The organism is Paenibacillus sp. FSL R5-0519, from assembly GCF_037974275.1.
Classification (GTDB): Bacteria; Bacillota; Bacilli; order Paenibacillales; family Paenibacillaceae; genus Paenibacillus.
This window is the reverse complement of sequence record NZ_CP150234.1, coordinates 6484074-6509241: the sequence shown is the minus strand read 5'-3', so window position 1 is coordinate 6509241 and position 25168 is coordinate 6484074. Positions and strand designations below refer to the sequence as shown.

The 25168-nt window shown below is 42.7% G+C and carries 28 protein-coding genes, 1 tRNA gene and 1 riboswitch; of the genes, 20 read left to right on the top strand and 9 right to left on the bottom strand.

All coding sequences use genetic code 11. The features are described from left to right. Nucleotides 1-210: 210 nt before the first annotated feature. The 10 genes from pdxT to herA all read left to right on the top strand — a co-directional run bounded on the left by pdxT (nucleotide 211) and on the right by herA (nucleotide 9997). The gene (gene pdxT / locus MKY73_RS29335) at nucleotides 211-801 is read left to right on the top strand and encodes a pyridoxal 5'-phosphate synthase glutaminase subunit PdxT (protein WP_339308793.1); all 591 of its coding nucleotides are present in this window, start codon (nucleotides 211-213) and stop codon (nucleotides 799-801) included. A 272-nt stretch (nucleotides 802-1073) separates the two neighbouring features. Then, nucleotides 1074-2357 (top strand): serine--tRNA ligase, encoded by a 1284-nt coding sequence (gene serS, locus MKY73_RS29330; RefSeq protein ID WP_339304938.1) that lies wholly within the window; start codon nucleotides 1074-1076, stop codon nucleotides 2355-2357. A gap of 193 nt (nucleotides 2358-2550) precedes the next feature. After that, nucleotides 2551-2639, top strand: a tRNA-Ser gene (locus MKY73_RS29325). Nucleotides 2640-2773: 134 nt separating this feature from the next. Next, nucleotides 2774-3826, top strand: coding sequence for a tyrosine-type recombinase/integrase (locus MKY73_RS29320; protein WP_339304936.1), 1053 nt, complete (start codon nucleotides 2774-2776; stop codon nucleotides 3824-3826). 379 nt (nucleotides 3827-4205) lie between these two features. After that, on the top strand, nucleotides 4206-4349 hold the full coding sequence (locus MKY73_RS29315; protein WP_215079060.1) for a hypothetical protein: 144 nt from the start codon (nucleotides 4206-4208) through the stop codon (nucleotides 4347-4349). A 44-nt stretch (nucleotides 4350-4393) separates the two neighbouring features. Continuing rightward, on the top strand, nucleotides 4394-4657 hold the full coding sequence (locus MKY73_RS29310; RefSeq protein ID WP_305025924.1) for a hypothetical protein: 264 nt from the start codon (nucleotides 4394-4396) through the stop codon (nucleotides 4655-4657). A gap of 317 nt (nucleotides 4658-4974) precedes the next feature. Beyond that, nucleotides 4975-5166, top strand: a complete 192-nt coding sequence (locus tag MKY73_RS29305; protein WP_305025923.1) for a hypothetical protein — start codon at nucleotides 4975-4977, stop codon at nucleotides 5164-5166. After that, the gene (locus MKY73_RS29300; protein WP_305025922.1) at nucleotides 5163-6050 is read left to right on the top strand and encodes a hypothetical protein; all 888 of its coding nucleotides are present in this window, start codon (nucleotides 5163-5165) and stop codon (nucleotides 6048-6050) included. The genes MKY73_RS29305 and MKY73_RS29300 overlap by 4 nt, the downstream gene beginning before the upstream one ends. Before the next feature lie 1042 nt (nucleotides 6051-7092). Next, a complete protein-coding gene (locus MKY73_RS29295; RefSeq protein WP_339304933.1) occupies nucleotides 7093-8229 on the top strand; it encodes a hypothetical protein in 1137 nt (378 codons plus the stop codon). 19 nt (nucleotides 8230-8248) lie between these two features. Next, the gene (gene herA / locus MKY73_RS29290) at nucleotides 8249-9997 is read left to right on the top strand and encodes an anti-phage-associated helicase HerA (protein ID WP_339304932.1); all 1749 of its coding nucleotides are present in this window, start codon (nucleotides 8249-8251) and stop codon (nucleotides 9995-9997) included. A 42-nt stretch (nucleotides 9998-10039) separates the two neighbouring features. Here herA and MKY73_RS29285 read toward each other — a convergent pair whose 3' ends face one another. After that, nucleotides 10040-10768 (bottom strand): HNH endonuclease, encoded by a 729-nt coding sequence (locus MKY73_RS29285; RefSeq protein ID WP_339304930.1) that lies wholly within the window; start codon nucleotides 10766-10768, stop codon nucleotides 10040-10042. 601 nt (nucleotides 10769-11369) lie between these two features. On the opposite strand from MKY73_RS29285, the gene MKY73_RS29280 reads away from it, so the two are divergent. From MKY73_RS29280 to MKY73_RS29265, 4 genes are all read left to right on the top strand, one after another. Further along, nucleotides 11370-11711 (top strand): hypothetical protein, encoded by a 342-nt coding sequence (locus tag MKY73_RS29280; protein WP_253428947.1) that lies wholly within the window; start codon nucleotides 11370-11372, stop codon nucleotides 11709-11711. A gap of 26 nt (nucleotides 11712-11737) precedes the next feature. After that, nucleotides 11738-11914 (top strand): hypothetical protein, encoded by a 177-nt coding sequence (locus MKY73_RS29275; RefSeq protein WP_339304929.1) that lies wholly within the window; start codon nucleotides 11738-11740, stop codon nucleotides 11912-11914. Nucleotides 11915-11935: 21 nt separating this feature from the next. Next, nucleotides 11936-12091 (top strand): small acid-soluble spore protein P, encoded by a 156-nt coding sequence (locus MKY73_RS29270; RefSeq protein ID WP_339304928.1) that lies wholly within the window; start codon nucleotides 11936-11938, stop codon nucleotides 12089-12091. 233 nt (nucleotides 12092-12324) lie between these two features. After that, nucleotides 12325-13419, top strand: coding sequence for a hypothetical protein (locus tag MKY73_RS29265; RefSeq protein ID WP_339304927.1), 1095 nt, complete (start codon nucleotides 12325-12327; stop codon nucleotides 13417-13419). A 261-nt stretch (nucleotides 13420-13680) separates the two neighbouring features. Here the strand turns inward: MKY73_RS29265 and MKY73_RS29260 are convergent, their stop codons facing one another. Both MKY73_RS29260 and tadA read right to left on the bottom strand, forming a co-directional pair. Continuing rightward, entirely contained in the window at nucleotides 13681-14250 is a 570-nt protein-coding gene (locus tag MKY73_RS29260) for a GNAT family protein (RefSeq protein ID WP_339258196.1), read from the bottom strand. A gap of 43 nt (nucleotides 14251-14293) precedes the next feature. Continuing rightward, nucleotides 14294-14800, bottom strand: a complete 507-nt coding sequence (tadA, locus tag MKY73_RS29255) for a tRNA adenosine(34) deaminase TadA (RefSeq protein ID WP_339304925.1) — start codon at nucleotides 14798-14800, stop codon at nucleotides 14294-14296. Nucleotides 14801-15133: 333 nt separating this feature from the next. Here tadA and MKY73_RS29250 point away from each other — a divergent pair, with 333 nt between their 5' ends. Beyond that, entirely contained in the window at nucleotides 15134-17473 is a 2340-nt protein-coding gene (locus MKY73_RS29250; protein ID WP_339304923.1) for an ATP-binding protein, read from the top strand. Nucleotides 17474-17491: 18 nt separating this feature from the next. After that, nucleotides 17492-18193, top strand: coding sequence for a pseudouridine synthase (locus MKY73_RS29245; RefSeq protein ID WP_339238966.1), 702 nt, complete (start codon nucleotides 17492-17494; stop codon nucleotides 18191-18193). 120 nt (nucleotides 18194-18313) lie between these two features. Here the strand turns inward: MKY73_RS29245 and motB are convergent, their stop codons facing one another. Together motB and motA are read right to left on the bottom strand one after the other, a co-directional pair. Then, nucleotides 18314-19132: a flagellar motor protein MotB gene (motB, locus tag MKY73_RS29240; protein WP_339238967.1), complete on the bottom strand. Its 819-nt coding sequence runs from the start codon at nucleotides 19130-19132 to the stop codon at nucleotides 18314-18316. Further along, entirely contained in the window at nucleotides 19119-19919 is an 801-nt protein-coding gene (gene motA, locus MKY73_RS29235) for a flagellar motor stator protein MotA (RefSeq protein ID WP_339242860.1), read from the bottom strand. The genes motB and motA overlap by 14 nt, the downstream gene beginning before the upstream one ends. Before the next feature lie 234 nt (nucleotides 19920-20153). On the opposite strand from motA, the gene MKY73_RS29230 reads away from it, so the two are divergent. The 4 genes from MKY73_RS29230 (at nucleotide 20154) to rbsK (ending at nucleotide 22024) form a co-directional block, all read left to right on the top strand. Next, the gene (locus MKY73_RS29230; protein ID WP_253428962.1) at nucleotides 20154-20447 is read left to right on the top strand and encodes a hypothetical protein; all 294 of its coding nucleotides are present in this window, start codon (nucleotides 20154-20156) and stop codon (nucleotides 20445-20447) included. A 95-nt stretch (nucleotides 20448-20542) separates the two neighbouring features. Then, nucleotides 20543-20668 (top strand): hypothetical protein, encoded by a 126-nt coding sequence (locus tag MKY73_RS29225; protein WP_339304921.1) that lies wholly within the window; start codon nucleotides 20543-20545, stop codon nucleotides 20666-20668. Nucleotides 20669-20698: 30 nt separating this feature from the next. Continuing rightward, a complete protein-coding gene (locus MKY73_RS29220; protein ID WP_062838136.1) occupies nucleotides 20699-20995 on the top strand; it encodes a 4a-hydroxytetrahydrobiopterin dehydratase in 297 nt (98 codons plus the stop codon). Nucleotides 20996-21040: 45 nt separating this feature from the next. After that, a complete protein-coding gene (gene rbsK / locus MKY73_RS29215) occupies nucleotides 21041-22024 on the top strand; it encodes a ribokinase (protein ID WP_339304919.1) in 984 nt (327 codons plus the stop codon). A gap of 74 nt (nucleotides 22025-22098) precedes the next feature. Here the strand turns inward: rbsK and MKY73_RS29210 are convergent, their stop codons facing one another. The 4 genes from MKY73_RS29210 to MKY73_RS29195 all read right to left on the bottom strand — a co-directional run bounded on the left by MKY73_RS29210 (nucleotide 22099) and on the right by MKY73_RS29195 (nucleotide 25165). Beyond that, on the bottom strand, nucleotides 22099-22458 hold the full coding sequence (locus MKY73_RS29210; RefSeq protein ID WP_278297432.1) for a cytochrome c: 360 nt from the start codon (nucleotides 22456-22458) through the stop codon (nucleotides 22099-22101). A gap of 150 nt (nucleotides 22459-22608) precedes the next feature. Then, on the bottom strand, nucleotides 22609-23103 hold the full coding sequence (locus MKY73_RS29205; RefSeq protein ID WP_339258202.1) for a GNAT family protein: 495 nt from the start codon (nucleotides 23101-23103) through the stop codon (nucleotides 22609-22611). Between the two features lie 353 nt (nucleotides 23104-23456). After that, nucleotides 23457-23927: a C40 family peptidase gene (locus MKY73_RS29200; RefSeq protein WP_339304917.1), complete on the bottom strand. Its 471-nt coding sequence runs from the start codon at nucleotides 23925-23927 to the stop codon at nucleotides 23457-23459. A gap of 3 nt (nucleotides 23928-23930) precedes the next feature. Next, nucleotides 23931-24068: riboswitch (cyclic di-AMP (ydaO/yuaA leader) on the bottom strand. 245 nt (nucleotides 24069-24313) lie between these two features. Then, nucleotides 24314-25165, bottom strand: a complete 852-nt coding sequence (locus MKY73_RS29195; RefSeq protein WP_339304915.1) for a hypothetical protein — start codon at nucleotides 25163-25165, stop codon at nucleotides 24314-24316. Nucleotides 25166-25168 lie beyond the last annotated feature (3 nt).

Sequence of the window (25168 nt, the reverse complement as noted above, 5' to 3'; positions counted from 1 at the left end):
GAATTCACGTATAATGAGGCGGAAAATTCCAAGTTTTTTTTACCTAGTGGAGTGGGTTAACTGCTCTATATAAGGTAATGAACGACACATACATTACGGGCCGAAGTGTCCAAGTATCTTGGAGCACCGATGAAGGGCATAGAGATATCCAAACTTGCACCTTCCGAGCGTATGCAAGATCGCGGCTGGTATGAGAAGGGGAATGTGCAAATGAAGATCGGCGTATTAGCGCTTCAAGGGGCTGTCACAGAGCATATACGGAGTATTGAACGCGCTGGAGCAGAAGGTGTGGCTATCAAACAGGTTCAGCAATTGCATGATCTGGATGGTCTTATCCTTCCTGGCGGGGAAAGTACAACGATTGGCAAACTGATGCGTAAATATGGGTTTATGGATGCCATTCGAGCGTTTGCTGCTGACGGCAAACCGGTATTTGGTACCTGTGCTGGCTTAATCGTTATGGCTAAGCACATCACGGGACAGGAAGAGGCCCATTTGGAGTTAATGGATATGACTGTATCCCGAAATGCATTTGGACGGCAGAGAGAAAGTTTTGAAACAGACTTGCCGGTCAATGGCATCGAGGAAACGGTGAGAGCTGTGTTTATCCGGGCTCCCTTGATTGAGCGTGTTGGAGAGCAGGTAGAGGTACTCTCTACTTACAATGATGAGATTGTTACAGCTCGTCAGGGACATTTGCTGGCTTGCTCGTATCATCCGGAGTTAACGGATGACTATCGTCTGCATGCTTATTTTGTAGACATGGCCAAGTCCTACAAACACGCGGTAGACCCTAAATAGTGTATGATGTACAACCTATGATCTCCCGGTCATCGGATCACTTCCCCAGCAGCCTTGTAAGGCCGCTGATTGGCAGTTGCATCTGAACGGATGCCTGATGTTGCCTGTATCTGCTTCATAGCGGGAATCGCAGCGGAGGGTCGCACCGGGACATAGGTTGTTTTTGTGGTTACAGATTCCGATAAGTATATAGTAAGGTATACACAGTAGATTTTTGAGAATCGATTTAACATAAGGCTTCACTTCGTGGGGTTATTTAGGAGGGGTATATCGTGCTTGATGTGAAAATATTGCGGAATGAGTATGCACGTGTAGAGGAAGCATTGACTAAACGTGGCAAATCGTTGGATCTTATCGCTGGATTTACCGAGATGGATACCAAACGTCGGGAATTGCTTCAAGAGAGTGAGACGCTGAAGAGCCGTCGGAATACGGTCTCTGCGGAAGTTGCTAGACTGAAGAAGAATCGTGAAAATGCAGATGATCTGATTGTGGAGATGCGCGAAGTCTCTGATCGTATCAAAGCCATGGACGAAGAAGTTCGGGAACTGGAAGTGAAGATCAATGATCTCACCATGGCGATTCCGAACATTCCTAACGAAAGTGTACCTGTTGGAGCTTCTGAAGACGACAATGTTGAGATTCGTCGTTGGGAAGAGCCCAAGTCATTTACTTTTGCACCAAAAGCTCACTGGGAAATTGCCCAGGATCTCGATATCCTTGATTTTGAAGCGGCTGCCAAAGTAACAGGATCACGTTTTACCTTTTATAAAGGATTGGGTGCCCGTCTGGAACGTGCATTAATCAACTTCATGATGGATCTGCACAGCGATCAACATGGATATGAAGAGATTCTGCCTCCATACATCGTTAATCGGGATAGCTTGTTTGGAACAGGTCAACTGCCTAAGTTCGAAGAAGATCTGTTCAAGTTGAAAGATACCGAATATTATCTGATCCCTACTGCTGAAGTTCCGGTAACGAACTATCATCGCGAAGAGATTCTGAATGTAGATCAATTGCCGAAGCACTTTGTGGCATACAGCTCATGTTTCCGTTCTGAAGCCGGTTCGGCAGGACGGGATACACGCGGATTGATTCGTCAGCATCAGTTTAACAAAGTAGAGCTGCTCAAGCTCTCTACTCCGGAGACTTCGTATGAAGAGTTGGAGCAAATGACTCAAAATGCGGAGCGTGTGCTTCAATTATTGGGATTGCCGTATCGCGTTTTGACACTGTGTACCGCGGATATGGGCTTCACTTCAGCTAAAACGTATGATATTGAAGTATGGTTACCTGAGAGCAACACCTATCGTGAGATTTCCTCCTGCTCCAACTGTGAGGACTTCCAGGCACGCCGTGCCAATATCCGTTACCGCAGAGAGCCAAAAGCCAAACCGGAATTTGTGCATACATTGAACGGGTCAGGATTGGCCGTTGGACGGACGGTAGCCGCTATCCTGGAGAACTATCAACAGGAAGATGGTACGGTTGTTATTCCTGAAGCATTGCGTCCTTATATGGGCGGCACAAGTGTGATTGCACGTCGCTCTTAAGCGAGAGTTAACCATCCTTATCAAGAGGAATACAACTTCAATCCGTCATTTTGAATGACGGGTTGGAGTGTTTTGTATTATAAGGGCATTTGTCTGATACGGATCATAAATTTTTATATAAAAAAAGGTTGCATTATGCTGTCGAGATATGGTATGATAATTTTCGTGGCAAGTTTATAAAAGTTAATTCCCTGGAGAGGTACCGAAGCGGTCATAACGGGGCGGTCTTGAAAACCGTTAGGGGGCAACTCCACGTGGGTTCGAATCCCACCCTCTCCGCCATAACCTTTAAATGACACGCCGTACATTGCTTTACGGCGATTATGATTGAAACGCACTAGACTGTTGAACAGCGGTCTGGTGCGTTTTTTTGTATTGGTGACCGTTAGTGAAAAATCTAACGGGAGGTAATCAATATGAGTTCAAGCAATGGAAAAACACCGCAAAAGCGCGGGCAAAGGAAGAATAATTTAGACATTCCCCAGCGGTTATTAGACCGCCTTACTCCTTCGGTCTTGGAAACGCCTCGGTCCACGCTTCAAGAAGCCGAGAAACCTCGCCCTGAGACGTTGACACTGGACAAGCTATTTAACCGTTACTACGCCGCACGACAAGCGGCAGGGGCGGCAGAAGGCACCTTAGAAGACTACAGAAAGCATATGAACTGGTTTCGGCGTTTCTTAGCCAACGAGTACAGCGGTCTTGATAACTTTGTACCTAACCGTGATGTCATCCGTGTATGGATTTCATCTATGTTGACGGTACAGAGGTTGAAGCCTTCAACAATAAATATTAGATTACGTACAGTTAAGGCAATGTTTAATTGGGCTATAAGTGAAAGAATCATAAAAGAATCTCCATTTGAAAATGTTGAGTTATTGAAGGTACCTGAAGAAGATTTCCAAGTGATTTCAAAGGCACAGGAAAGAAAGCTCTTCAATTGCTGTGAATTGACTACTTTCTTGGGACTGCGTGATGCATTATTGATGTCTTTTCTGCTTGATACTGGGGTGCGTATTGGGGAGTGCATGAGAATATTTGTAGAGGAAATTGATTTACAGAATCGCTCTGCTTCCGTACGTGCAGAATCAGCTAAAAATAGAAAAGCACGGACAGTTTACTTTGGAGTAAGAACCCAAGAACTATTGGTTATTTACCTTGCTTGGCATGAGATGAACGGACAAGCTCCAAACTTATTTCTAAATGAATATGGTCAGCCATTAGATAAGAATTGGGCAACAAGATGTATTAGCTACATCGGGAAGAAGGCAAAGATTACGGGGGTTCGTATAAGTCCTCACACATTCCGCCATACATTTGCTACTCGTTATATAAAGGCAACAGGTGACCCTTTTTCATTACGACGATTGCTCGGACATTCATCAATGGAGATGGTCAACCGTTATGTTAATCAGGATGTTGCTGATGTTCGTGAGCAATATGAGAAGTTTATGAACAGAGGGGACTGAGCGGTGCTTATGGACTAAGGTATGGCTGGGAAGATGGTGTAACTACCACCTGAACTTCTGGGCATTTTCAGAAAAGTATCTAAGCGATGTTGTAGATAAGATGATGAGCACTATGTAGGCTAACATTAGCGTAATTTTTGTGATAAAATATGTAAGGGAATACTACTTATAATATAACTTCACTACCCCCCTTACGAAATAATAAGGGGGGTGTTTTGGTTTGTTTTCAACCAGTATTCTTAACCATATCGATGCTGATTTAGGGAATGGAATTAAAGAATTTCTAAAAACTTATTGGTTTGTAATTGGAATGCTATTTGGTGCCATCCTGTATCTGATTGAGCAAAAGTTTAAGAAATAACTTTGAGGAGGAATACGATTGAAGCAAGTGAGCAAAATTATTGGAATTGAGGAATACAGAAGGATAAGGACTTTAAGGAAATATTCTAAATCAAAACCTATTAAGAAACTGACGGCAGAACAAATGAAGTCCTCAAATGAGAAGAAAAGACGAGAAGATTGAAGTCAGCGGAACAACGAATATTTTAATTATTAGGAGTGGGCGCCATGAGCACAAAAAAGCCGTTAGAGCAAATTATCGAAGATGAAACAGCTTTGAAGTTCTTGGAGATGGCTGGTGAGTTTAATCAATATACTGAAAATACTCGCACAAAATTAAACCATTTGATAAAAATGGTTTTTGGGCAATATAGATTTGGGGGAGACGCCAACTACGATTTAGTTCGTAGATTAGATAGGGTCATTCAAGGATGGGAGACAACGGAGGAGCTCATTGGATTTATTAAAAATCGTCAGGACAAGCAGGACTAATATTTATCTTTCCCGCCGCCGCAAAGTCCTCGGATTTCAGTAGGAAAGAAAGACTGTACTTCTCCTTAAAATCTAATATTTGATTGTAGGCGACTTTCTAGACTGAGGTCGTCTTTTTTTGTTTCCGCAACTTTGGCAGTATCAGCATTCCAGATGTTTTGTTCCCCCCCTCTCCAGCATCCATTATGAGTTTGAATTTCATTCGACTATGTGGGGATTTTTGAAGCTGTCTTCTTAAATATATAGATGTGTCCGAATAAGGCATATTAAGTCAGAATCAAAGCTCTTAAAGTAGATTATTCAAAGGAGAAGTGGGAATGGAAAGTTTAGTGAGTTCAAATATAGTGTGTGACAAGTACAGCATTTCTAAACGCACGCTATGCAGATGGAAACATGAGGGATTACCTTCTGTCAAATTATCATACAACATGGTCAGGTATCAGCTTGCTGAAGTGGCTAAATGGATTGAATCTAACAAAGTTATGGTGGCAGGAGCGGGAAAAGAATGAGTATAGCGCGTGAGCTACTCGAAGAAGCAGACAAAAGATTAAAGAGAAGTAGAGTTAATAGAGTAATAGATGGGAATGGGGAAGAACGAACCGATTGCATAGTAATAACCCCTGAAATGCGGGAAGCGGCTAGAAGGAGGGGGAAGCTGGAGACTTACAGGAACAGGACGGAAAATCCATTTACGATGGTGAATATGGAAGGAGCAAAACAATTAGCGACAATGGAGAGGTTGAGTACAAAGGAGTTGGGATATTTTTTGGTGCTTCAATCATATATAGGTTATGACAACATGCTTAAAATGTCGTTAGATGCAAGAATACCTATGACTGAGAAGGGACTAGCGGAAGTACTAAGGATAAGAGATAAAAGAACATATTCCAACTTGCTCAGAAGGTTCGATGAACTAGGCTTAATACAAAGCCAAAGGGTTTCTTTATTTAAGAAAGAATATGAAGCGTTTTACATCAGTAAAGCCTATTGCCTAAGGGGAACAAGCAAAGAGACTAGACTAGTCAAGGTTTTCATCGAAGCTATGCATGAACTGTACAGTCAGCAGGATATAAAGCCCGCTGATATTGGTTTCTTATATCGTATACTCCCATATATGCACTTTGAAAGTAATCACCTTGTAAGGCATCCCTACGAAAAGGATTTATCCAGTGCAGAAGCATTATCTCTAAGGGATGTAGTAGAAATCACTGGTATGGATGAAAAGAATGTCAAGGAACATCTTAGAATTAAGCTGTCTGGCGAGCATGTTTTTGGCTCGTTTAAGGCTGGGAAGAACAGTGTTTACAAAGTCAATCCATCATTATTCTATCGAGGTATTGCATCGGAACTAGTGAAAGCAGACTTTACTTTGACGGAACAGAGCCGTAATTAATGCGCTGTTCCTGTAACATGTACCGGAAAGTGATATTCACAAATTTTATAAGAGGAAAATGCAATCTCAATCGAGGGGTGTTTTTGCAGGAATATTGAACAACCGAGGGGTATTTTTGCAAACTTTAAAGTGGTCTCAGCCTTAGAGCCATAAGGGTTTTAGGGACTTCCCAAAAGTAGTATCTCTCTTATCTTAGAAGATATATATAATTATTAAAGTTATAACTATAGGCAGAAAGGTTATTTATTACCCAAAATAATCCGTTTACCGCGAAGCAAAGCAAGCAATCGTCAATCTTATTCAACATGTCCCTGTTGACGATTCAAATTATAGGCATTAGCAAAGAATATATAGCTGATTAATGATATAACATATATATGATTGAAGTACCCAGTCATCTTAGTTAAATGGTTAGGTACTTGCCGCCTGAACTGGAATGAAATATAATCCGCATGTTTAAAATCAAATATGCATTGGCAGAGGAGTGAACAATATGACGTATTAAAATTAAAATTATACTCTACTTGCCAATGGATAAAATATATTCTTATGCAAGTCGTCGTCCAAATCTAAGCGCTTACGTAATCATTCCTATAGTGGCGGCGCTAAGATTCAGATAAAAGGATGTTATGGGCTTGTCAGAATATTGCCAACAAAAATGTTGCTTAGCAGAATGTTGTCGTTGGAACCGATGGATACATAATCATGACTTATACTTCATCTAACTAAAGTGCGCTTGGTAAACCGGAGTTTTTGTGTGTGACCCTGCGTAGCCCTAACTTCCTCGTTCTGATTCCGTTCCGGCGAATATCCCCCTCCCCCACTTCAGATAAGGTATATTATCAGAATCAGTTTGTTCAGAATATCGTATTGAAATGTAACGGTATATATATAGATGAATTTGGATTTAATAACAGTTTAATTGACGATAAATGTTTTTTAACTACTTGTAATAGATTCGCCTTATTTCGACATACATTGTCAAACAAGGCAGTTAGAATATAAGTAACTTAAAATATTTAGCCTTGAAGAGGTGCTTTAATTGGGGACTTTATCGGAAAATGTAAACAAAGACAGAGATGGCGGATACTATGCAGTAAAAGGATTTCTATATCAATTCGATATGACTATAAAAACTATATTGCTGAATCCTTCTCAAGACGTTCTATTTGAACAATTGCAAGATATCAGCTATGAAAATTTTATCATTCAAGTAAAACATAAAGAATCACAAACATATGCTCATAGTAAAATTAGAAAACCAATTGTTCAGTTGTTAGATTTACATAAAGAGGATGAAAGTAAAAAATATCGCTTGCATTGTTACTTTAAAAATACAGTTTCACACAAGAAGAATTTATCTATAAAAGAATTAAACGACATTCTATCGGTTGAGAAATCTAATTATACAGCTCAGCAAAAAGCAAAATTCTTAAAATGCTTTGAACTTTATTATACTGAGGATTTTATTACGCAATTTGACGAGGTCATTTCATTAATTGAATCTTCCTACAGTTTAAAAGATAGGCAGGAGGCTATTTTACATCATGCAATGATTCGCTCTCATTTACTTCAATTATCAATAAATAAAGATAAGTTACAAAGGATGATTAATAAATCAAATTTAGATTCATATGTAATAAAGGCGAGAAAGTTGTTCTTCGATTCGGGTTACGCTAGTTATCTTGGAAGAGAAAAATATGAAAGATACCTTAAAAAGATGTATTTTACAGTTGACTTAAATTTATTAAATTTAGAAAGGTTATTCATAGTAGATGTATATGAAGATTTGCACTTCTCTATTATAGCCAAGATAATGTCTAAGATTATAAGAAAATATAAGAGACTTAGTAAATCGCCACCTCCTATTTTTTATTTGAGAAAATTGAGCAGAGAGAGAACAAATCATTTCAAACAACTTGTGTATGATAACGGCGACAAATTTAATGATGGCACATTTTTTGATGGGGACAGATTTAGAATTGAGAAGTTTAAAGATGACAACGATTGCCTTTTTAAAATTATAAATGAGAAGAATTTAGAAGAGGTACTAAGTGCTAATTACATTAATGAAATTTACCATTTCTATTTAAGTGATTATCTTGAGATAGATGGAGCTAAAGACCGAATTACAAACATTCATCTTGAAGATATTTCTCAGATATTAAATATAATTTAACCTAGGAGGGCGATGTACAATGAGTATGTTTGATATTGAGGAGAAAGTCGCAAAGGTTATTTCTGTTCTACCTAACAAAATTAAAATTGAAATCAATAATATTGAGCAATTTAAGCTACAGAGTGAAAAGTTTTCTGTGGGTTCTTATTTGAGAGTATCTGATAGCGAAGATTGCGCATTAATTTGTATAATTGAAAATTTTACAATTCAAAAGGAAGAAAACAAAGATAGTATTTATCTTATAGAAGCAATGCCCATAGGCTTTTTAGATGTTGATGGTAAGTTCACAAGGGGAGGCAATAACATTGCTATTCCTCCAACTGATGTAGAGACAGCAAAAAATGAAGAAATTCAACAAATTTATGATTCAATCGAAATTGATAGTAAGTTCTGTTTTGCAACACTTTCTCAAGATAAATCAATTAAAGTACCTGTTAATGGAAATAAATTTTTCAATAAACATATTGCTGTAGTTGGGTCAACTGGTTCAGGTAAGTCACATACAGTTGCGAAGATTTTACAGGAAGCGACATTAACAAAAAATGTTGGCTACAAAAACTTGAATAATTCTCATATAGTTATCTTTGACATCCATTCTGAGTACCATACTGCGTTTCCGCATGCGAACTACCTTGATGTTGATTCTCTGTTTCTGCCTTATTGGCTTATGAATGGAGAGGAATTAGAAGAATTATTGGTGGAAACAGGTGAAAATCAAGCTTATAATCAATCATCTCTCCTGAGAAGGATAATAACTAGAAACAAACAAACTACCCATGATAACAGCAATTTAACTTATGATGCACCTGTTAAATTTTCAGTTTCTGAGGTTTTGAATTGTCTACTAAATTTAAGTAGAGAAACAAAAAATTATAAAAGTCCAAACAAAATGAGCATAAAGAGTAATGAGCAATCTTTTGAAACAGATGAAGAAAAATTTGACTTTTATTTTAAAAAACAATATGAGTTCGAAGAAGCGAAAAGCCAGAGTTTTAGCAAGGGGACTTATAATGATGGAAGTTTAGAAAAGTTTATTTCGCGTATAAGAAATAAATATTTGGATAAAAGGTTAGAATTTTTATTTGGAGAAAAAAGTGAAAGCCATACGTTTGAAAGCACCTTGAGACAAATATTAGGCTATGAAGAAGATGGAGAATCAAATGTCACAATAATCGACTTGAGTGGAGTTCCGTTCGAGGTGTTAAGTATTACTGTATCCTTAATATCAAGATTAATATTTGAATATGGATATCACTATAAAAAAATGCTGGAAAAGGTACAATCAAACAACGAGGTTAATTTAGAATATGCTCCTATATTGTTAGTATACGAGGAAGCCCACAAGTATGTACCAAAGAACAGCTCAGCAAAATACAATGCATCCAGAGTATCTATAGAGAGAATAGCTAAAGAAGGAAGAAAGTATGGTGTTAGTGCCATGATTGTAAGCCAGAGACCATCCGAAATTTCTGAGACAATATTTTCACAATGCAGCAATTTTGTCTCCATGCGTTTAACCAACCCTGAGGACCAGAACTATGTAAAAAGACTAATGCCTGATACGCTAGGTCCACTTACAGATTCACTACCCACACTTAAAGAAGGGGATGCAATTCTGTTAGGTGATGCATTGATTATGCCTTCTTTAGTCACAATTGATAGATGTGCCCCATCGCCTTCCTCAAATGACATAATGTATCTCGAACACTGGAAAAAAGAATGGCTGGACATCTCCTTTGATAAATTAGCCGAGAGATGGATTAAATAAATTAATTAGAATAAGGAGCCATTTATTGTGGCTCCTTTAATTTTAAAAATCTATATTTAGTTTTTTTTTCTTTCTTTTTGTAAGTGAAAGCTCAAATCTTTGTTGTAACCGCTCAGAGGAAGGATGGTTTTCTGGATTGTCTGGCAGAGAGATTTTATTATAGTTTGCAATTACGATTTCATCAATTACAAAATTGATTATTGTTCCGTCTGGTTTAATACATATGTTCCCTACCTCATATTCTGCATCGTGAATTGCACATAAGCATATTCCATTCTTAATTGAATCATCATTGCATTTATGTGCTGGATAAATATGAGCAGCTTTTAAAGAAGACTTCGCTTTTACCTCACACATTGCACATTTGTAATTATAAGCTTCGAGTACTTGTTTTCTAAAGTCTCTTTTTCTAACCAATTTTTTATGGACTTTTTCTTCATAAGGTCTATTATCGGGATGAGCTTTTCCATTTGGGTATGTAAGAATTACTCTACCTTCTTCATTTTTTGAAGCAACAGGTAATAAGTCATATCTCTTTTTTGACATATCTAAAAACCCATATAAGCCTTCTCCAAATACTATCTCTACTCGGACTTCTCCCTTATTATGATGGTCGAATGCTAAACAGATGGGATAATAGATTTCAGGGGATAACTTTTCTAAAAAATCTTCTTTTAATTGCCGATTTCTTTCTTCCTTTATTGCTGCATTATTTGCATGTATTAATTCCTCTTTAATAAAGACTTTACCGGAACAATCAATAGGGTGCATATCTTGCTCTCCTTAGTATTAGAATGTAAAAATATTACCATGCATTTTAATTATGGTAAACAGTCTGTCGCCTGCTAATTTATTTGAATATTTGAAGTGCAATTTTATTGTTAGTGAAATAATATCCAACGAATTAAGTAAATTGGAGATACAGATAAAGCGAAAAAAATGATGATAACTAGTATCTTTGTTATTAGAAGTTGATTTTGTGCTTCTGAGAATAATAAAATGAAGTTATCTAACGGTCATGTATCCAATTGAACCTATAACTGAAACCGCTGTAGCGGTTCAACAATAAGTGCCATAAAATCAGACAAAATAAGGGTTGGTGGGCTTTTACAATGAGGGGCGGTCTTGAAAACCGTTAGGGGGCAACTCCACGTGGGTTCGAATCCCACCCTCTCCGCCATACTACACTTATAACAAGGATTCGAGCGATCTCGCTCGGGTCCTTTTTTGCGTTATGCGATTGTTTAACGGAGTGATGGTACGGGTTGGTGACCCGTGTATACGTTGCTCAGTACAACATTATATTTTGAGTACGTCTGATATGTATAAAAACATCTTCATCGCCGCACTTTATAGGAGTGGAGGTGGTAAGATGAATCGCGAGTTAAACATCGATCAGACAGAGCTTGTAGGGGCTTGGCAAGAGCGTTTGCCTCAAGTCTTGAATGTGGGTGATCAGGCTCAAGTAATGGCGGATGAGGCCGATCAGCAGGCCATTCGGATACACATTGCGACAGCTGGTCATGAGATGTATTCTTTTGATTTCAAATGTGAGTATGTGGATTCCCGTGAAGTCAGTGTCCAGCTGATTGATGTGGAACGGGATGGACGAACGACAGATGAGCGTACAGAGCCAATTCAGGAACTGGCCCACGATTATACAAGGCACATTCACGAATGCGCCCAGTCGTTACAATCCCAGACGCGACAATAGCTTGAAATCTCAAGGAGTGAACTCAATTGACTAAAGCCAAAGCGGGAGTAGACCAAAACCTGCAAAATGTAGTTGATGATCTGGAGCAGCCAGCCGTAAACAGTCACCATGCCCAGCAAATCCAGCAAGATATCAATGATCGCCGTCATCAGGATGCACTAAATCATGATAAAACGGAAGATAGGGACCCATCCCATTCCTAACATTGATGAGGGGGCAACATTATGAGCAAACCGAAAACAATTCCTGTACCGGAAGCGCAAGCTGCCGAACAGCAGCATCATCATTCATCCAAACGTTCTTCCATGCAGGAGCCATTATCCGGTTCCAAAAAAGTAAAAAATCAAAATCATGTGGATCATCTGAATCCTCAAGGTTAACTTAGAAGAAGATTTACTCAAAAGTCCCTTGTTACCTAACAGGGGGCTTTTGCGTATTCATACATATACAAAGACAGGCACATGGTTATTTCCAAACCTCACGTAGGTCTTTGTAGCCATTTTAAAGAGGAAAGATCACATTTTTCCCAAATTAGGTTTCAGTATCTGGTGATATGGTATATCATTGATATTGAATTACTTTTTTTGGGGTTATCACGAGAGGAGAGAAACAAATGACTAAACGTATGGGGGCGCTTCTTCTTACGTTGCTGTTGACCGTATCCATGGCCTTGACAGCATGTAGCAGCAAGCAGGAACCAAAAGAGGCATTGAAGACGGCTGCGGCCAATGCTTCCAAATTAACTTCGTATGAAATGAGTTCCAACTTCACTATTAATGAATTGAGCTATAAACCTGGAGATGCTTCTCAAACAGATCCGAGCATGACTCAGTTTATGAGCATGTTGAAGGATGCTCAGTTGAATGTAACAGGTGTATACCAAAGTGAGCCAATGCAGACAGAGATGACTCTTGGCATTGAACTTAAAGGCGATATGGGTATGACCTTTACCATTCCAATGGTGATGACGGCTGAGAAGCTCTATGTGAAAGTGCCAAATATTCCGTTCTTCCCGATTCCGGAGAACGTTGTTGGCAAATTCCTGGAACTTGATCTGAAAGAACTGGCTGAACAAGAGGGTACGGAGTGGAACCCGGATGCTATGGACGCAGCCAAAACTCAAAAGCTGAGCAACGAAGTCATGGACGCAGTCCTGAGCGAATACGATCAAGCTAAATTCTTCAAAAACCTGGACACCAAAGATGCACAACTTCCTGAAGGTGTAGATGCGAAGCAAGTTGTACAATTCTCGGTGAATAATGACAATGTTAAAGAAGCCGTTACTGTACTGGTAACAAAAGCTATGCCTAAAGTGTTGGATATTCTGTCCAAAGAGGAATATCGTGAAATGCTGCAAATGGATCAGGCTGATATCGACAAAGCTAAAGAAGATTTGAAAATCACTGAAGCAGATCAGGCTGAAATGGCTAAAGACTTGGATAAATTGAAAGATGTTCTGACAATTAACCAATTCAACATCGATTTCGCATTGGACAAAAACGACTTCCCTGTATATCAGAAGATGGTCGCTGATGTGTTGATCAAGCCAGAAGATACGAAAGACGAAGTGAAACTGGCATTTACCGGTTCCAATACGTACACCAAGATTAACGAAAAAGCAGCATTCAAAATCAACATCCCTACGGGCGATGACGTAATTACTATGCAAGAGTTCGAAGAACTGATGAGCGCTTCATACGGATACTAATCTCGCTGAGTTCAAACCGTCTGTGATTCAAGTGAAGGATCATCTCCTTCCGCTTGGATACAGGCGGTTTTTTAAGTTAGATAGTGTAAGAGGGGATATCCACCGAATGATTGACCTTTGATTTTGAATGGTGGCTGAGGATACATACCAATAAAACCGCACTCCCTCCTACATAAATAGGATAGTGCGGTTTTATTGATTGAATGTGCATCATGTTGAATTGGGGGTGCAGACAGCTATGTGATGGAGCTTCTAAATTAGTTAATCGGCAAGTTCATCCAAGTCTTCAGCAAGTACAGCATAGATCTGATGATCCTGATATTTGCCGTTGATCTTGAGGTATTTGCGAGCCGTACCTTCAAACTGGAACCCGTTCTTCTCCAATACGCGCTGCGAACCTTTGTTGGTAGGCAATACCGCAGCCTGGACCCGATTTAACTTCAGCGCACGGAAGCCATAGGCTACGGCCAGTTTAACCGCTGCTGTCATTCGTCCGCCGCCCTGATAATCCGGATGGATAAAATAACCCATATCAGCATAATTGGCAACGCCTAATACGACATTGTTAAGACTTACTTGTCCAATCAACAGGCTGTCTTTAATGGTGTAGATTCCAAATTGGTAACCTGTACCTTCTTCTGCAGCATTGACCCGATCCTCAATTCGTCGAGTCTGAGCATCCAATGTATAGAAATCATCTTCTCGCAAGGGTTCTACGGACTGGTATGGGATTCGTGTAATCTGAATCAGGTCCAGATAGGATTGTGTATCTTGGGGTGTGAGCAACCGAAGGCTTATGCCATTGGCTGTATCATAGAGGGTTAACGCCATTACAGCACACTTCCTTTCCAATTGGTATGTTTGTAGTCGGTGATTATTTTAACTTTTGACGCAGACTTCTGAAAAATTGAGTTAGCATCGTGGAGCATTCGGGCTGAAGAATATCCGGGATCACTTCGGTTCGATGGTTAAATCGAGGCTCCTGTAGCAGGTTCATCAGTGTACCTGCACAGCCTGCCTTGGGATCAGCCGTACCAAAGATTACGCGGGGAACCCTGGATTGTACAATGGCGCCTGCACACATGGGACAAGGTTCCAGTGTGACGTACAGAGAACAATCCAACAAGCGCCAAGCTCCGATGGTCTCGCTTGCCTGACGAATAGCCACCATCTCTGCATGGGCGGTAGGATCCAGTGTCGTTTCTCGCAGATTGTACCCTCGGCCAACAATTTGGTTATTTTGTACAATTACAGCTCCAATCGGCACTTCCCCAAGGGCCTCGGCTTTGTATGCCTCAGCAATGGCCTCCCGCATCCAATGCTCATGTTGAGCTTCCTCGGATAATTGTGAAAGGTCGGGCTGGAGAGAATGATCATTCATTACAATATAACTCCTTCCAAAAAGCATTTATTCAGCGAACAGGCATTCGGGTTGTTAACATGTTGTGCATAGAAATGTGGATAACCATATAGTTGCTCACATAGTTATAAACAAACTATCCACAAGCCTGTGGGTATGTGGACAAATACAGTGATTAATTTCATTGTAGAGTTCAAAAATGCAAAAAACAACGAATTTCGAGCTTTTCCGTCATTCGGTAACTTTTGGTCACAGGTCAATTATCCTTTTCAAAAAGACATACAAGCGTTATGATGGAGATAGGTTTTGCCATATATCGCCAGAGGGTACAAGCCGAGAGGTGAACAAAAAAACTTGTCTATTAAAACGAAATTATCCATGATTATGTCCTGCTCAGTGCTCGTTATTTTAGTGTTGAATATCGCACTGAGTTATTATACTACAGAAGAGAATCTGAGGCAGGACAGTGAAACCAAGATGGTACTCACTGCAAAGCAGATTGCAATTGCTGTCGAACAGAATCAATACAGTTCAGATTATGTAAAAAGGCAGATTGGAAACAATCTGTGGCTTGCTGCTGTCATGGCAGCGGAAGAGTTGGACCCGGATATTAATAATATCACAAATGAAGAACTTGTTCGCTTGAGTCAAAAGGTCGGCGTTTCGCATATTTCATTGATGGAACAGACGGCTGATGATATTGTGGTTAGCCGCTCATCAGATCCAAGAGAGATCGGGCTGTCCACCAAATCCATGACCTATTGGTATCAGGCGTTTAAACAATTATTTGAAAAACAACAGGTAACGATTCCTCAAGGGCAGAAGCTGGAGCATTTCTGGTCCGATGGTTTCGAGTATTCGACATCCAGTCCCTCGGATATTGATATCTGGGGTTACTACCATGATGGAAAGAGAAACTACATAATCAATCCCTTCTATAATAATACGGAAGTTGATGACTATGTGAAAATCTCTAGTCCGGATGAGATTTTGAATAAAATCCGCGAGGTCAATCCCTCCATTCTGGAGATTACAGGCATCAATCCATTGACTTTTGGCAGCCCGAACATGGGTGATGACGGAAGAGATTCGAATTTTAGCAAGTTGAATAACAGACCTATTCGGTTTGGCACGTATCAGTATGGATCTACCGATGAAGATCATCGTGCTGTGGTGCGCGCCATTCGGACAGGGCAGAATGTATCTTTTGTCAGTGAAACACACGAACAGAAGGTGCTGAAGAGTTTTATTCCCATTTTCACACCTAATCAGTCTTCATATGTCATCAGTATTGTCATGGACTATAAGCAAATATCCTCCATGGTGTCTGAGCAACTGGTGAGCCATGCCTCAATATCGTTGGTGTTGCTGGAGATCGTGATCTTTGGTAGCTATCTGCTCGCAGGTTATATTACGCGTCCGATCCAATCCATACTGGGCAAAGTGAATGATGTAGCGGATGGACACTTTGACTTCCGTCTGAAAGTACGGAGGAAGGATGAACTCGGCCAACTGGCCAATCGGATTAATGCCATGATTCGTAATCTGGGCCATTATACGAGTCGTCTGAAACAGATGTATGAAGAAAATCGCGCGGTAAAAGAGCATCTGGAGTCTATTATCAATCAGACAGCCGATGCCATTCATATTACGGATCTTGAAGGGAAAGTGCTGCGGGTTAACCGGGCATTTGAACAATTATATGGCTTTCGAAGTCGCGAGGTGGAAGGTCGTAATCTGAAAATCATCCCGCCAGAGGCAGAGGAAGAAATGAAACGTCAGCATGCCCAACTCGTTGAGGGAATGTCTATTACGTCCAATGAAACCACCTGGATGAAGAAAGATGGGACTCGTGTAGAAGTCAGTGTCAGTACGGCTCCGGTACGAGACGAAGCTGGGGAGATTACCGCGCTCATTAGTGTCTCCAGAGACATTACGAGCCGTAATCGGATGGAAGAGCTGCTCAGACGCTCTGAGAAGCTAACAACCGTGGGCCAGCTTGCTGCAGGTGTCGCGCATGAGATACGTAATCCACTCACCACGCTGCGCGGATTCCTGCAGTTACAGCAAGAGAGCAACAAGCTGAATCATCGTCATCTGGATCTGATGTTATCGGAGCTGGATCGCATCAACCTGATCGTTGGTGAATTCCTGATTTTGGCCAAACCGCAGGCGGTTCATTTTCAGAATCGGGATATTCGTTTTATTCTCGGCGATGTCATCTCTTTACTGGATAGTCAGGCGCACCTGCATGGTGTAGAATTTGTACTGCGTGCCTCATCCGATTCGGCTATGGTACACTGTGAAGAGAACCAGTTGAAGCAGGTATTCATCAATTTGCTGAAAAACGGTATGGAGGCCATGCCAAATGGAGGAAACATCCACATCAAGCTCAAGCATGACGAGCAGTTGAAGCGCGTCAGAATTGAGATCAGGGATGAAGGCATTGGTATCCCGGAAGAGATGATGCCCAAGCTTGGGGAGCCTTTCTTTACGAATAAGGAGTCCGGGACAGGGCTTGGTCTGATGGTCAGTCAGCGAATTATTCAATCACATAAGGGCATGATGGATATTAAAAGCGTCATGAACAAGGGAACAACGGTTATTATTGAACTGCCTGCATCCGAGCAACAATCGGAGGTTATTGAGGCAGATCAGGTAACGGATGAACCAATTACAGATGAAGAGAAATAGATGAGGTGAGATTACCTTTTGCGTATTAATAAATTTATTAGTGAAACAGGTTATTGCTCGCGGCGTGAAGCCGACAAGCTGGTGGATCGTGGGCTGGTAACCATTAATGGAGTTAAGGCTGAACTGGGCAGTCAGGCAGAAGAAGGCGACGATGTACGAATTAATGGCAAACCGATCAATGAAAAGAGAAAACATGTATATATTGCGCTGAATAAACCGATTGGAATCACAAGTACTACTGAGCAGCATATTCAGGGGAACATTGTTGATTTTGTCGGACACGATGAACGTATCTTTCCAATTGGACGTCTGGATAAAGACTCGGAAGGTTTGATTCTGATGACCAATGATGGAGATATCGTTAACCGGATTCTTAGAGCAGAAGGACGCCATGAGAAAGAGTATATCGTCACTGTTGATCGAACGGTCACGCCGAGTTTCCTTAGAGGCATGAGCACCGGAGTTAAGATTTTGGGTGAAATGACACTGCCTTGTACAGTGACCCGGATGACGGATCGGGTATTCCGTATTATCCTGACCGAAGGAAAGAACCGTCAAATTCGGCGGATGTGTAGTGCCTTTGGCTACGAGGTTCGTAAGCTGAAGCGGATTCGGATCATGAACATCCATCTTGGAGAAATGGCAACCGGTTCTTGGAGAGAGCTCACCGCTGCTGAGAAAGCGGAGCTGGGCGGTCTGCTCGACTATTCACTGGAATAGTCGATTCGACTTTCTTTGACCCAATAAGAGAATGGTTATTGAAGAAAATATAAAGCAAAAGACCGCTCCCTATCGTTAGATGGAGAACGGTCTTTTTGGTCATTGGCGGCCTAGTGGCCTTTAATTTCCTCCGCCAACGGCTTTTACATTGGTATTGTTACTTTGATACTTCCGAATGATAGAAACCTCTACACGGCGATTCTGTGCCCGTCCGGCATTGGTGTCATTACTGGCAACCGGGTGATACTCTCCATAACCACTTGGTGTGAATTTGGAAGGGTCCAATTGTGTGTTCAGCAACAGGATTTTCAGGAAGTTAAGCGCACGGTCTGCACTCAGATCCCAGTTATCCTTATATTGGTTGTTCGAAATGGGAATATTATCGGTATGACCGGATACAACCACTTCGTATTCAGGAAATTCTTGCAGCATGCTTGAAATGGCTTTGGCCAGGGATCGTGATTCAGGCTTCACATCTGCTCGGCCTGAGGAGAACAGGGCGTTATCACTGATGGTGATTTTCAATTCAGACTGATTCAGCTTGGTGTTCAGCTGGTCCGAAAGGCCGTTCTTCGAGATATACTGGTCAAGCCGTTTCTTGAGCTTCTCCAGATCTTCCTGCTCTTTTTGAGCCATTTGTGCATCCGTAATCTGAGCTGGTGTTTTTTTAGTGATTTCTGTAGGTTCCTGTTTGTTCTTACCCAAGTCAACACCTGGCGTATCCGGATTCATGGACGTATGATCCAGAATACCAGAGCCTCCATTCAATGCACTGCTTAGTGCGGAAGCCATCTGCTCGAACTTGGCCGCATCGAGTGAACTCATGGAGAACAACGTGATAAACAGGGCAAGCAACAAGGTCATCAAGTCAGAATAGGGAAGCAACCAGCTCTCGTCTATATGTTCTTCATGTGGTTCGTGCTTTTTAGCCTTTTTCACCTGATGATCCCTCCTTCTCTTCCAGTTGTTTGCGTTCGGAAGGTGTCAGGAATACGGATAACTTTTGATTGATGGCAATGGTGGATACACCAGATTGTATGGATAACAACCCTTCAACCATCATCAGCTTGATCTCCATTTCTTGCTTGGACATCCGCTTCAGTTTGTTAGACATCGGGTGCCATAACACGTAACCACTAAATATACCAAGGAGTGTTGCGATAAATGCTGCCGCAATCGCATGGGAGAGTTTCTCCATGTCACTAAGATCGGCAAGTGCTGCGATGAGGCCTACAACGGCCCCGAGAACCCCGAGCGTTGGCGCGTACATCCCCGCTTGGGCGAAGATCAAGGCACCGCCGCGGTGGCGCTCCTCTGTAGCATGAATATCTTCCATCAGTACATCACTTACAAATTCCTGATCGTTGCCGTCGATAATCATACGCATACCGCCACGAAGGAACTGATCGTCAATCTCTTCTACTTTTGATTCCAGTGCAAGCAAACCTTCACGACGGGTAGTGGAAGCCCAATCCATAAACGTGCCGATCAGAGACACTCGATCAATAAGTACTTGATTTTTGAAAATAATCGCGAAAAGCTTAGGGATTTTCTTAACTTCTGACATCGGAAATGCAATAAAAATGGTTCCTGCCGTACCAACAAAGATAATAACGTAGGCTGCCGGATTGTTAACCAGGTTGATTAAGGGCGCACCCTTCAGGAACATACCGAGTACAAGGGAGACCAGCCCAAAAACGAGTCCAATAATCGTTGAAATGTTCATCATACACCTCATCCATGAGATAAAATTGAATCCTTTCAAGCGGCTGTATTCGGGCTTCCGGACGAATTTTTGGCCGCAATCCGTTCAATGTTAGGCATTCCTTGCGGTTGCTAAAACAGTTCAAACGGTCATATATAGTATTTATCGACCAGAAGGCCTTTTTTTTTAAGGGCTATTTTCAGGTATAATAAGATCAAATCCGCTCCTTAGGGGCCGAATAGGAGTGAAAAGCCAATGGGCGTAAAGCATGGACGGGATTATGAAGGAATTTTGACAGATCTGACAACGGCAATTGGACGCATACCGGATCGGTATGTTTTCTTTGAAATGGACGCGGAAGAGTGGGAGAGACTGGCTGCACCTGAGCAACTTGAAGTGGATGAGGCGTTGGCGGAAGATTTGTTCTATGCGCTGGGCGAAGAGTCAGTGATTCCGGTTGGAAGTGGCGTGGTCATCCATGATAAGGAACAGCACCGCATTCATATTCTGATCGGGGAAGAAGAGTTAACATTTGTACCTTTAATCTAGTGTATATACATGCATTTTAAGGTGTATGAATGGAACTGGAATTTTCCACAAAGCCTTATGGTTAGTGGTTCTACGCCATATAAGTTGATTGGATTTTGAAGCTTGTCCGTGGTAAGATGTTAGTCGTGAAATGGGCTGATCGCATGGCGATGAGCCTGGCCTTTGAGGTTGCTGACGATAGCGCCGAAGGTGTTGGTGGTTATACGGACGCACGTCTGTAATGTACCATCCTATGGGGAGGAAGATAACGCATGGTTTTTTCGCAAGAGGAAGTCGAAGCTCATCTGGGAAGGCTGGAAGGCTGGGAACTGGAAGAGGGACGGTGGATTGTACGCAAATTTGTGTTCTCCAACTACATGAAAGGGATTGCATTTGTGGATGAGGTCGCTGCGATCTCGGAAGCGTTCAATCATCATCCTTTTATTACGATTGACTATACAACGGTTACGCTGCGTCTCACGTCATGGGATGCGGGCGGTATTACATCTGTAGATATTAAGGAAGCAGGGCAGTACAACGAAGCTTATGACAAAATGAGGTCGGAATAACAAGGTTGGTTATTATCGCACGCCTGAAAGTGAGTGAACCCATACATGTCAGACTATAATCAGGAACAACCTCTTATTGCTGTCGTAGGCAGTCTCAATATGGATCTCGTGGTGAAGACAGATACGATTCCGGAAGAGGGAGAGACAGTGAGCGGTGAGGAACTCCACTATCTCGCTGGCGGCAAAGGTGCAAATCAAGCTGTCGCTGCTGCGCGTCTGGGTGGACAGACTACAATGATTGGTGCGGTGGGATCGGATGGTTTTGGCGAACGTCTGCTGCACAGTCTGACGGAAAGTGGTGCAGATGTCTCGCAGGTTCGCAGATTGGAAGACACGTTTACAGGGACAGCTTCCATCTGGCTCTCTCGGGGAGACAATCGGATTATCGTTATTCCTGGTGCGAATGGGCAAGTAGTGCCTGAGATGCTGGAAGAGGCGGATACGGTAAAAAGCCTGACTGTAGCCGCAGCGGTGCTGCTACAGCTGGAGATCCCGCTGCCAGCGGTTACCCGCGCCGCCCAACTGGCGGCTGAAGGCAGCGCACTGGTGGTGCTCAACCCGGCTCCCGCGGTGCCGGGTCTGCCCCAGGAGCTCCTGCAGTGCGTCGACGTTGTCACGCCGAACCGCAGTGAGCTTGCCGTGCTGACCGGCCGGGATCATCTCCGGCCGGAAGACCTGGATGCGGCGGTCGCAGAGCTCGCCGCATCCCTCGGGGCCGCTGTCGTCACGACGCTTGGCCCCGAGGGGGCTGTGTACGCGGCGGCGCCTGGTGGCCGCGTACAGGCAGGGCGTGCCGGCGCATGCCGTGCGCCCGGCTACGCTGTAAGCGCCGTCGATACGACCGGCGCTGGCGATTGCTTCAACGGCGCGCTGGCGGTAGCCCTCGCGCGCGGTGAGACATTGGACGCGGCCGTAGGCTTCGCCATGGGTGCGGCCGCGTTATCCGTGACGAAGCTCGGCGCCCAGTCCGGGATGCCGTCCGCACGTGAAGTTGAGGCCTTTCTGGCCGAGCATGCGGCAGAGGCCTAATCAATAGCATAACAAAGAGGCTCTTATTCTCCCAAAAGGGGATTAAGGGCCTCTTTGTTATGTGCGTACAGAGATTATTTCTTCTCTGACAGCCACATGGCGATATTGGCAATCTCTTCATCCTGCAGTTTGCCCTTGAATGAAGGCATACCGCCACCTTTACCTTTGACAATCGTAGTGTAGATCTTCTCCAGATCATCCTGGCTGCCGATGTTAGCCAGAGCAGGTCCTACGCCGCCTTGAAGCTGATCCCCGTGACAGGAGATACAATTGGCTTTGACCAGTGCTTCAGCCTGTCCGGCATCCAATGTGACTTCCGGCATGGTTGGCTTGGCTTCTTCAGCCACTTCTTCTTTCCCTGGAAGCGTAAACATTAAAACAATAGCTAAAGCGCATGCTGCAAAAAATACTCCGCTCATGATCCATTTGTGCATCCCTTATGTCCCCTCCAGAATGAAAGATCATCTAACCTGAAACTATCCATATCATTATACCGGAACCTGTACTGACATCATAGCATTTTGTGGGAAATTTTTGAACTAATCACATAACAAGGCGCAAATTTGGTTGTTTTGCAATGGATTTTAATCACGAGGCCCTTCATAAACCATACAGTGAAAGGGCTTCAAGCCGCTTGGGGTCTGTCGTTCGTATGTATCCTGGGTGACAAATCCACTCTTTAGATATACTTGAATGGCACGAGCATTCCAAGTGAGCACTTCCAGATCGATCTCATTCATCGGATTTCGGCGAATGGCTTCCTGTACAATGGCTGTGACAAAAGCTGTCCCTTGCCCCTGACCACACAGCTCTGGATGCATGCCGAGGCCAATCCGGGTTACCCCTTGAAGTGGGAAGTATTGAGCAAATCCACATATACGATCGTTCTGATCCAGGACAATCGCATATTGCTCCTGCCGCAGCTGTGCATCTCCGAATTCCACTTCCAGCGCTTTCATCTGCTCCCAGGGGAGCCAGCTGTAGATATTGTAAGGCGGATCATACTGCCAACTGCAGATGAGCTCCGCATGTTCTTCTCGCATGGGTACAACGTGAAACGTTACGGGGGCTTCCTTCATACACCTGCATGCTCCTTTCCTTGAAACAGAACTCTCTGTCCACTCTACAAAAGAGATATTCATTTAGCAAGTCTCTCTTACCAGAAAAAATATGAAACAAAAGTTCCGGTAATTCCGTTTATATTATAACAGGATGGGTAAAAACATCATAAGGGCACGGACGAACGAGGACAAAATGAGCCTGTTGATGTTGCAGGATAGCCCCGAGCGTAACTTGCAATATGAATCAGGATGGAAGCACAAAAAAACCGCCGGATACATTCCTGCGGAGAATGTACCGGGCGGTTCTGTTATGCTTCTTGCTTCGTTACAGTATGGTTCATGGTTACAGTATCATGTTGCTCAGCTTGTCCCTAGTCAAGGGCCAGTGATTCATACGCGTCCGTGCTCATAATCCGTTTAGCGCCAACATAACGATTGGCCCAATAGCTTTCACTCAATGCACTGATTGTAACGCCTTTGGAAGAAGAAGAGTGTGCGAACTTTCCATCCCCTACAAAGATTCCTACATGGGATACGCCTTTACCTGTAGTATTAAAGAATACCAGATCGCCAGCTCTCATTTCCATGCGGGATACGGAATCGCCCATGTCGAATTGGGAACTGGATTGGCGTGCCAAATCAATACCCAATTTGTCGAATACATACCGTGTAAATCCGGAGCAGTCAAAGCCGTTAAGCGTTGTTCCCCCACTTTTGTATGTAGTTCCCATTGCTGAATCAATTACTTTATCCATTTTTGAATCTGCGAATGCGCTACCTGCACCAAGCGATAATGCGAATGTGAGGCTAAGTACAGCTGCGGTTAATTTCTTCTTGAACAAGAGATATTCCCCTTCCAACGCCTGCGAGGTTAGCTTAAGGATTCGGTTGAAGGTCCCCTATGATCCCTCTGTAGCAAGATCAATTCACCCATAACTGGTTCCCCCGCTTCCCAGGTGCCAGGAATTTGGCTATGCTAGTTATGCACCTGCGAAATCAAGAAATGACGATTTAATTTTAAGTAGTTACAAATATGAATGTAAAGATTACAAAGTTGTTACTAAAAACTCACTGCGATTATTGTAACAGAGGAGTACGGCTTTGGCAATGTTTAGCAACAAAATTAGCAAAAAAAACCTCGACCTTTGACGGGGAAAGGTTGAGGTTTGCCTATTTATAAGTACATAGCAGGCCATGAGTTTAACATGTGATGGTAACAATTTTTAAACTAAATGCTCTCACCTTTGGATACTTTGGACTGCCACAATCGGAAATGGCTGCATATTTTCCACAGACTCAATAGACATCTGGCAAGTGGATACGTCTGTTGTAGTATAAGTCCGGTAAGTCCCGTTAATAACCATGAGGCTGAAGTGAATGCCCCAAAGACGAGTAAGTGGACTCCGCCCAGCAGGAGAGCAATGCCGATAACGGCGATGAGATGACGCATTGCAATCCAGAGTGCTTTGAGGGTGCCGTGAGCCCCGCCTTCGCCTTCTGGTGCCGACACACCGAACTGCATGTAGAGCATGACATGGTGGATGACCCATCCATATACAATCCAGGCAGCAACATAAGGTATGCCGGGCAAAAGTAATTGAAGGGAATGAAATCCGTCCATGAGGATCGAGTAGAGCTTCGGTATGAGCCAGTAGGCGGGCAGAAGTATCAATAATGTACGTATGGTGTGCAGCAGCAGCATCGGTTTCCACAGTTTTTTGATTCCACGGACGAATGGGATGCGCTCTTCTGTAGAATTAAAGTGCTGAAGTGAGTAGATCAGTCCTGCCTGAATGAGTGGGCTGATCAACATGCGAACCAGCAGCATGCCCCCCAGAATCCATAGATAACGATGAACCTCCGGATGGGTAGACAGGTTAAGTTGGCTTTCCATTTTGAACAAAAGTGTACTCAGTTCCCCGGCATCAGAATCTGGATAGCGCAGGAGGAGTGGGATGACTGCCGATTGTACCATTCGATAGAAGAAATATCCCCAAATGAGTTGATAAAGAAATAAGAGTGCCGCAATGAACATATGCTGACGGACGAGAAACCAGCCTTCACGTATTTTCGCTTTCACCGT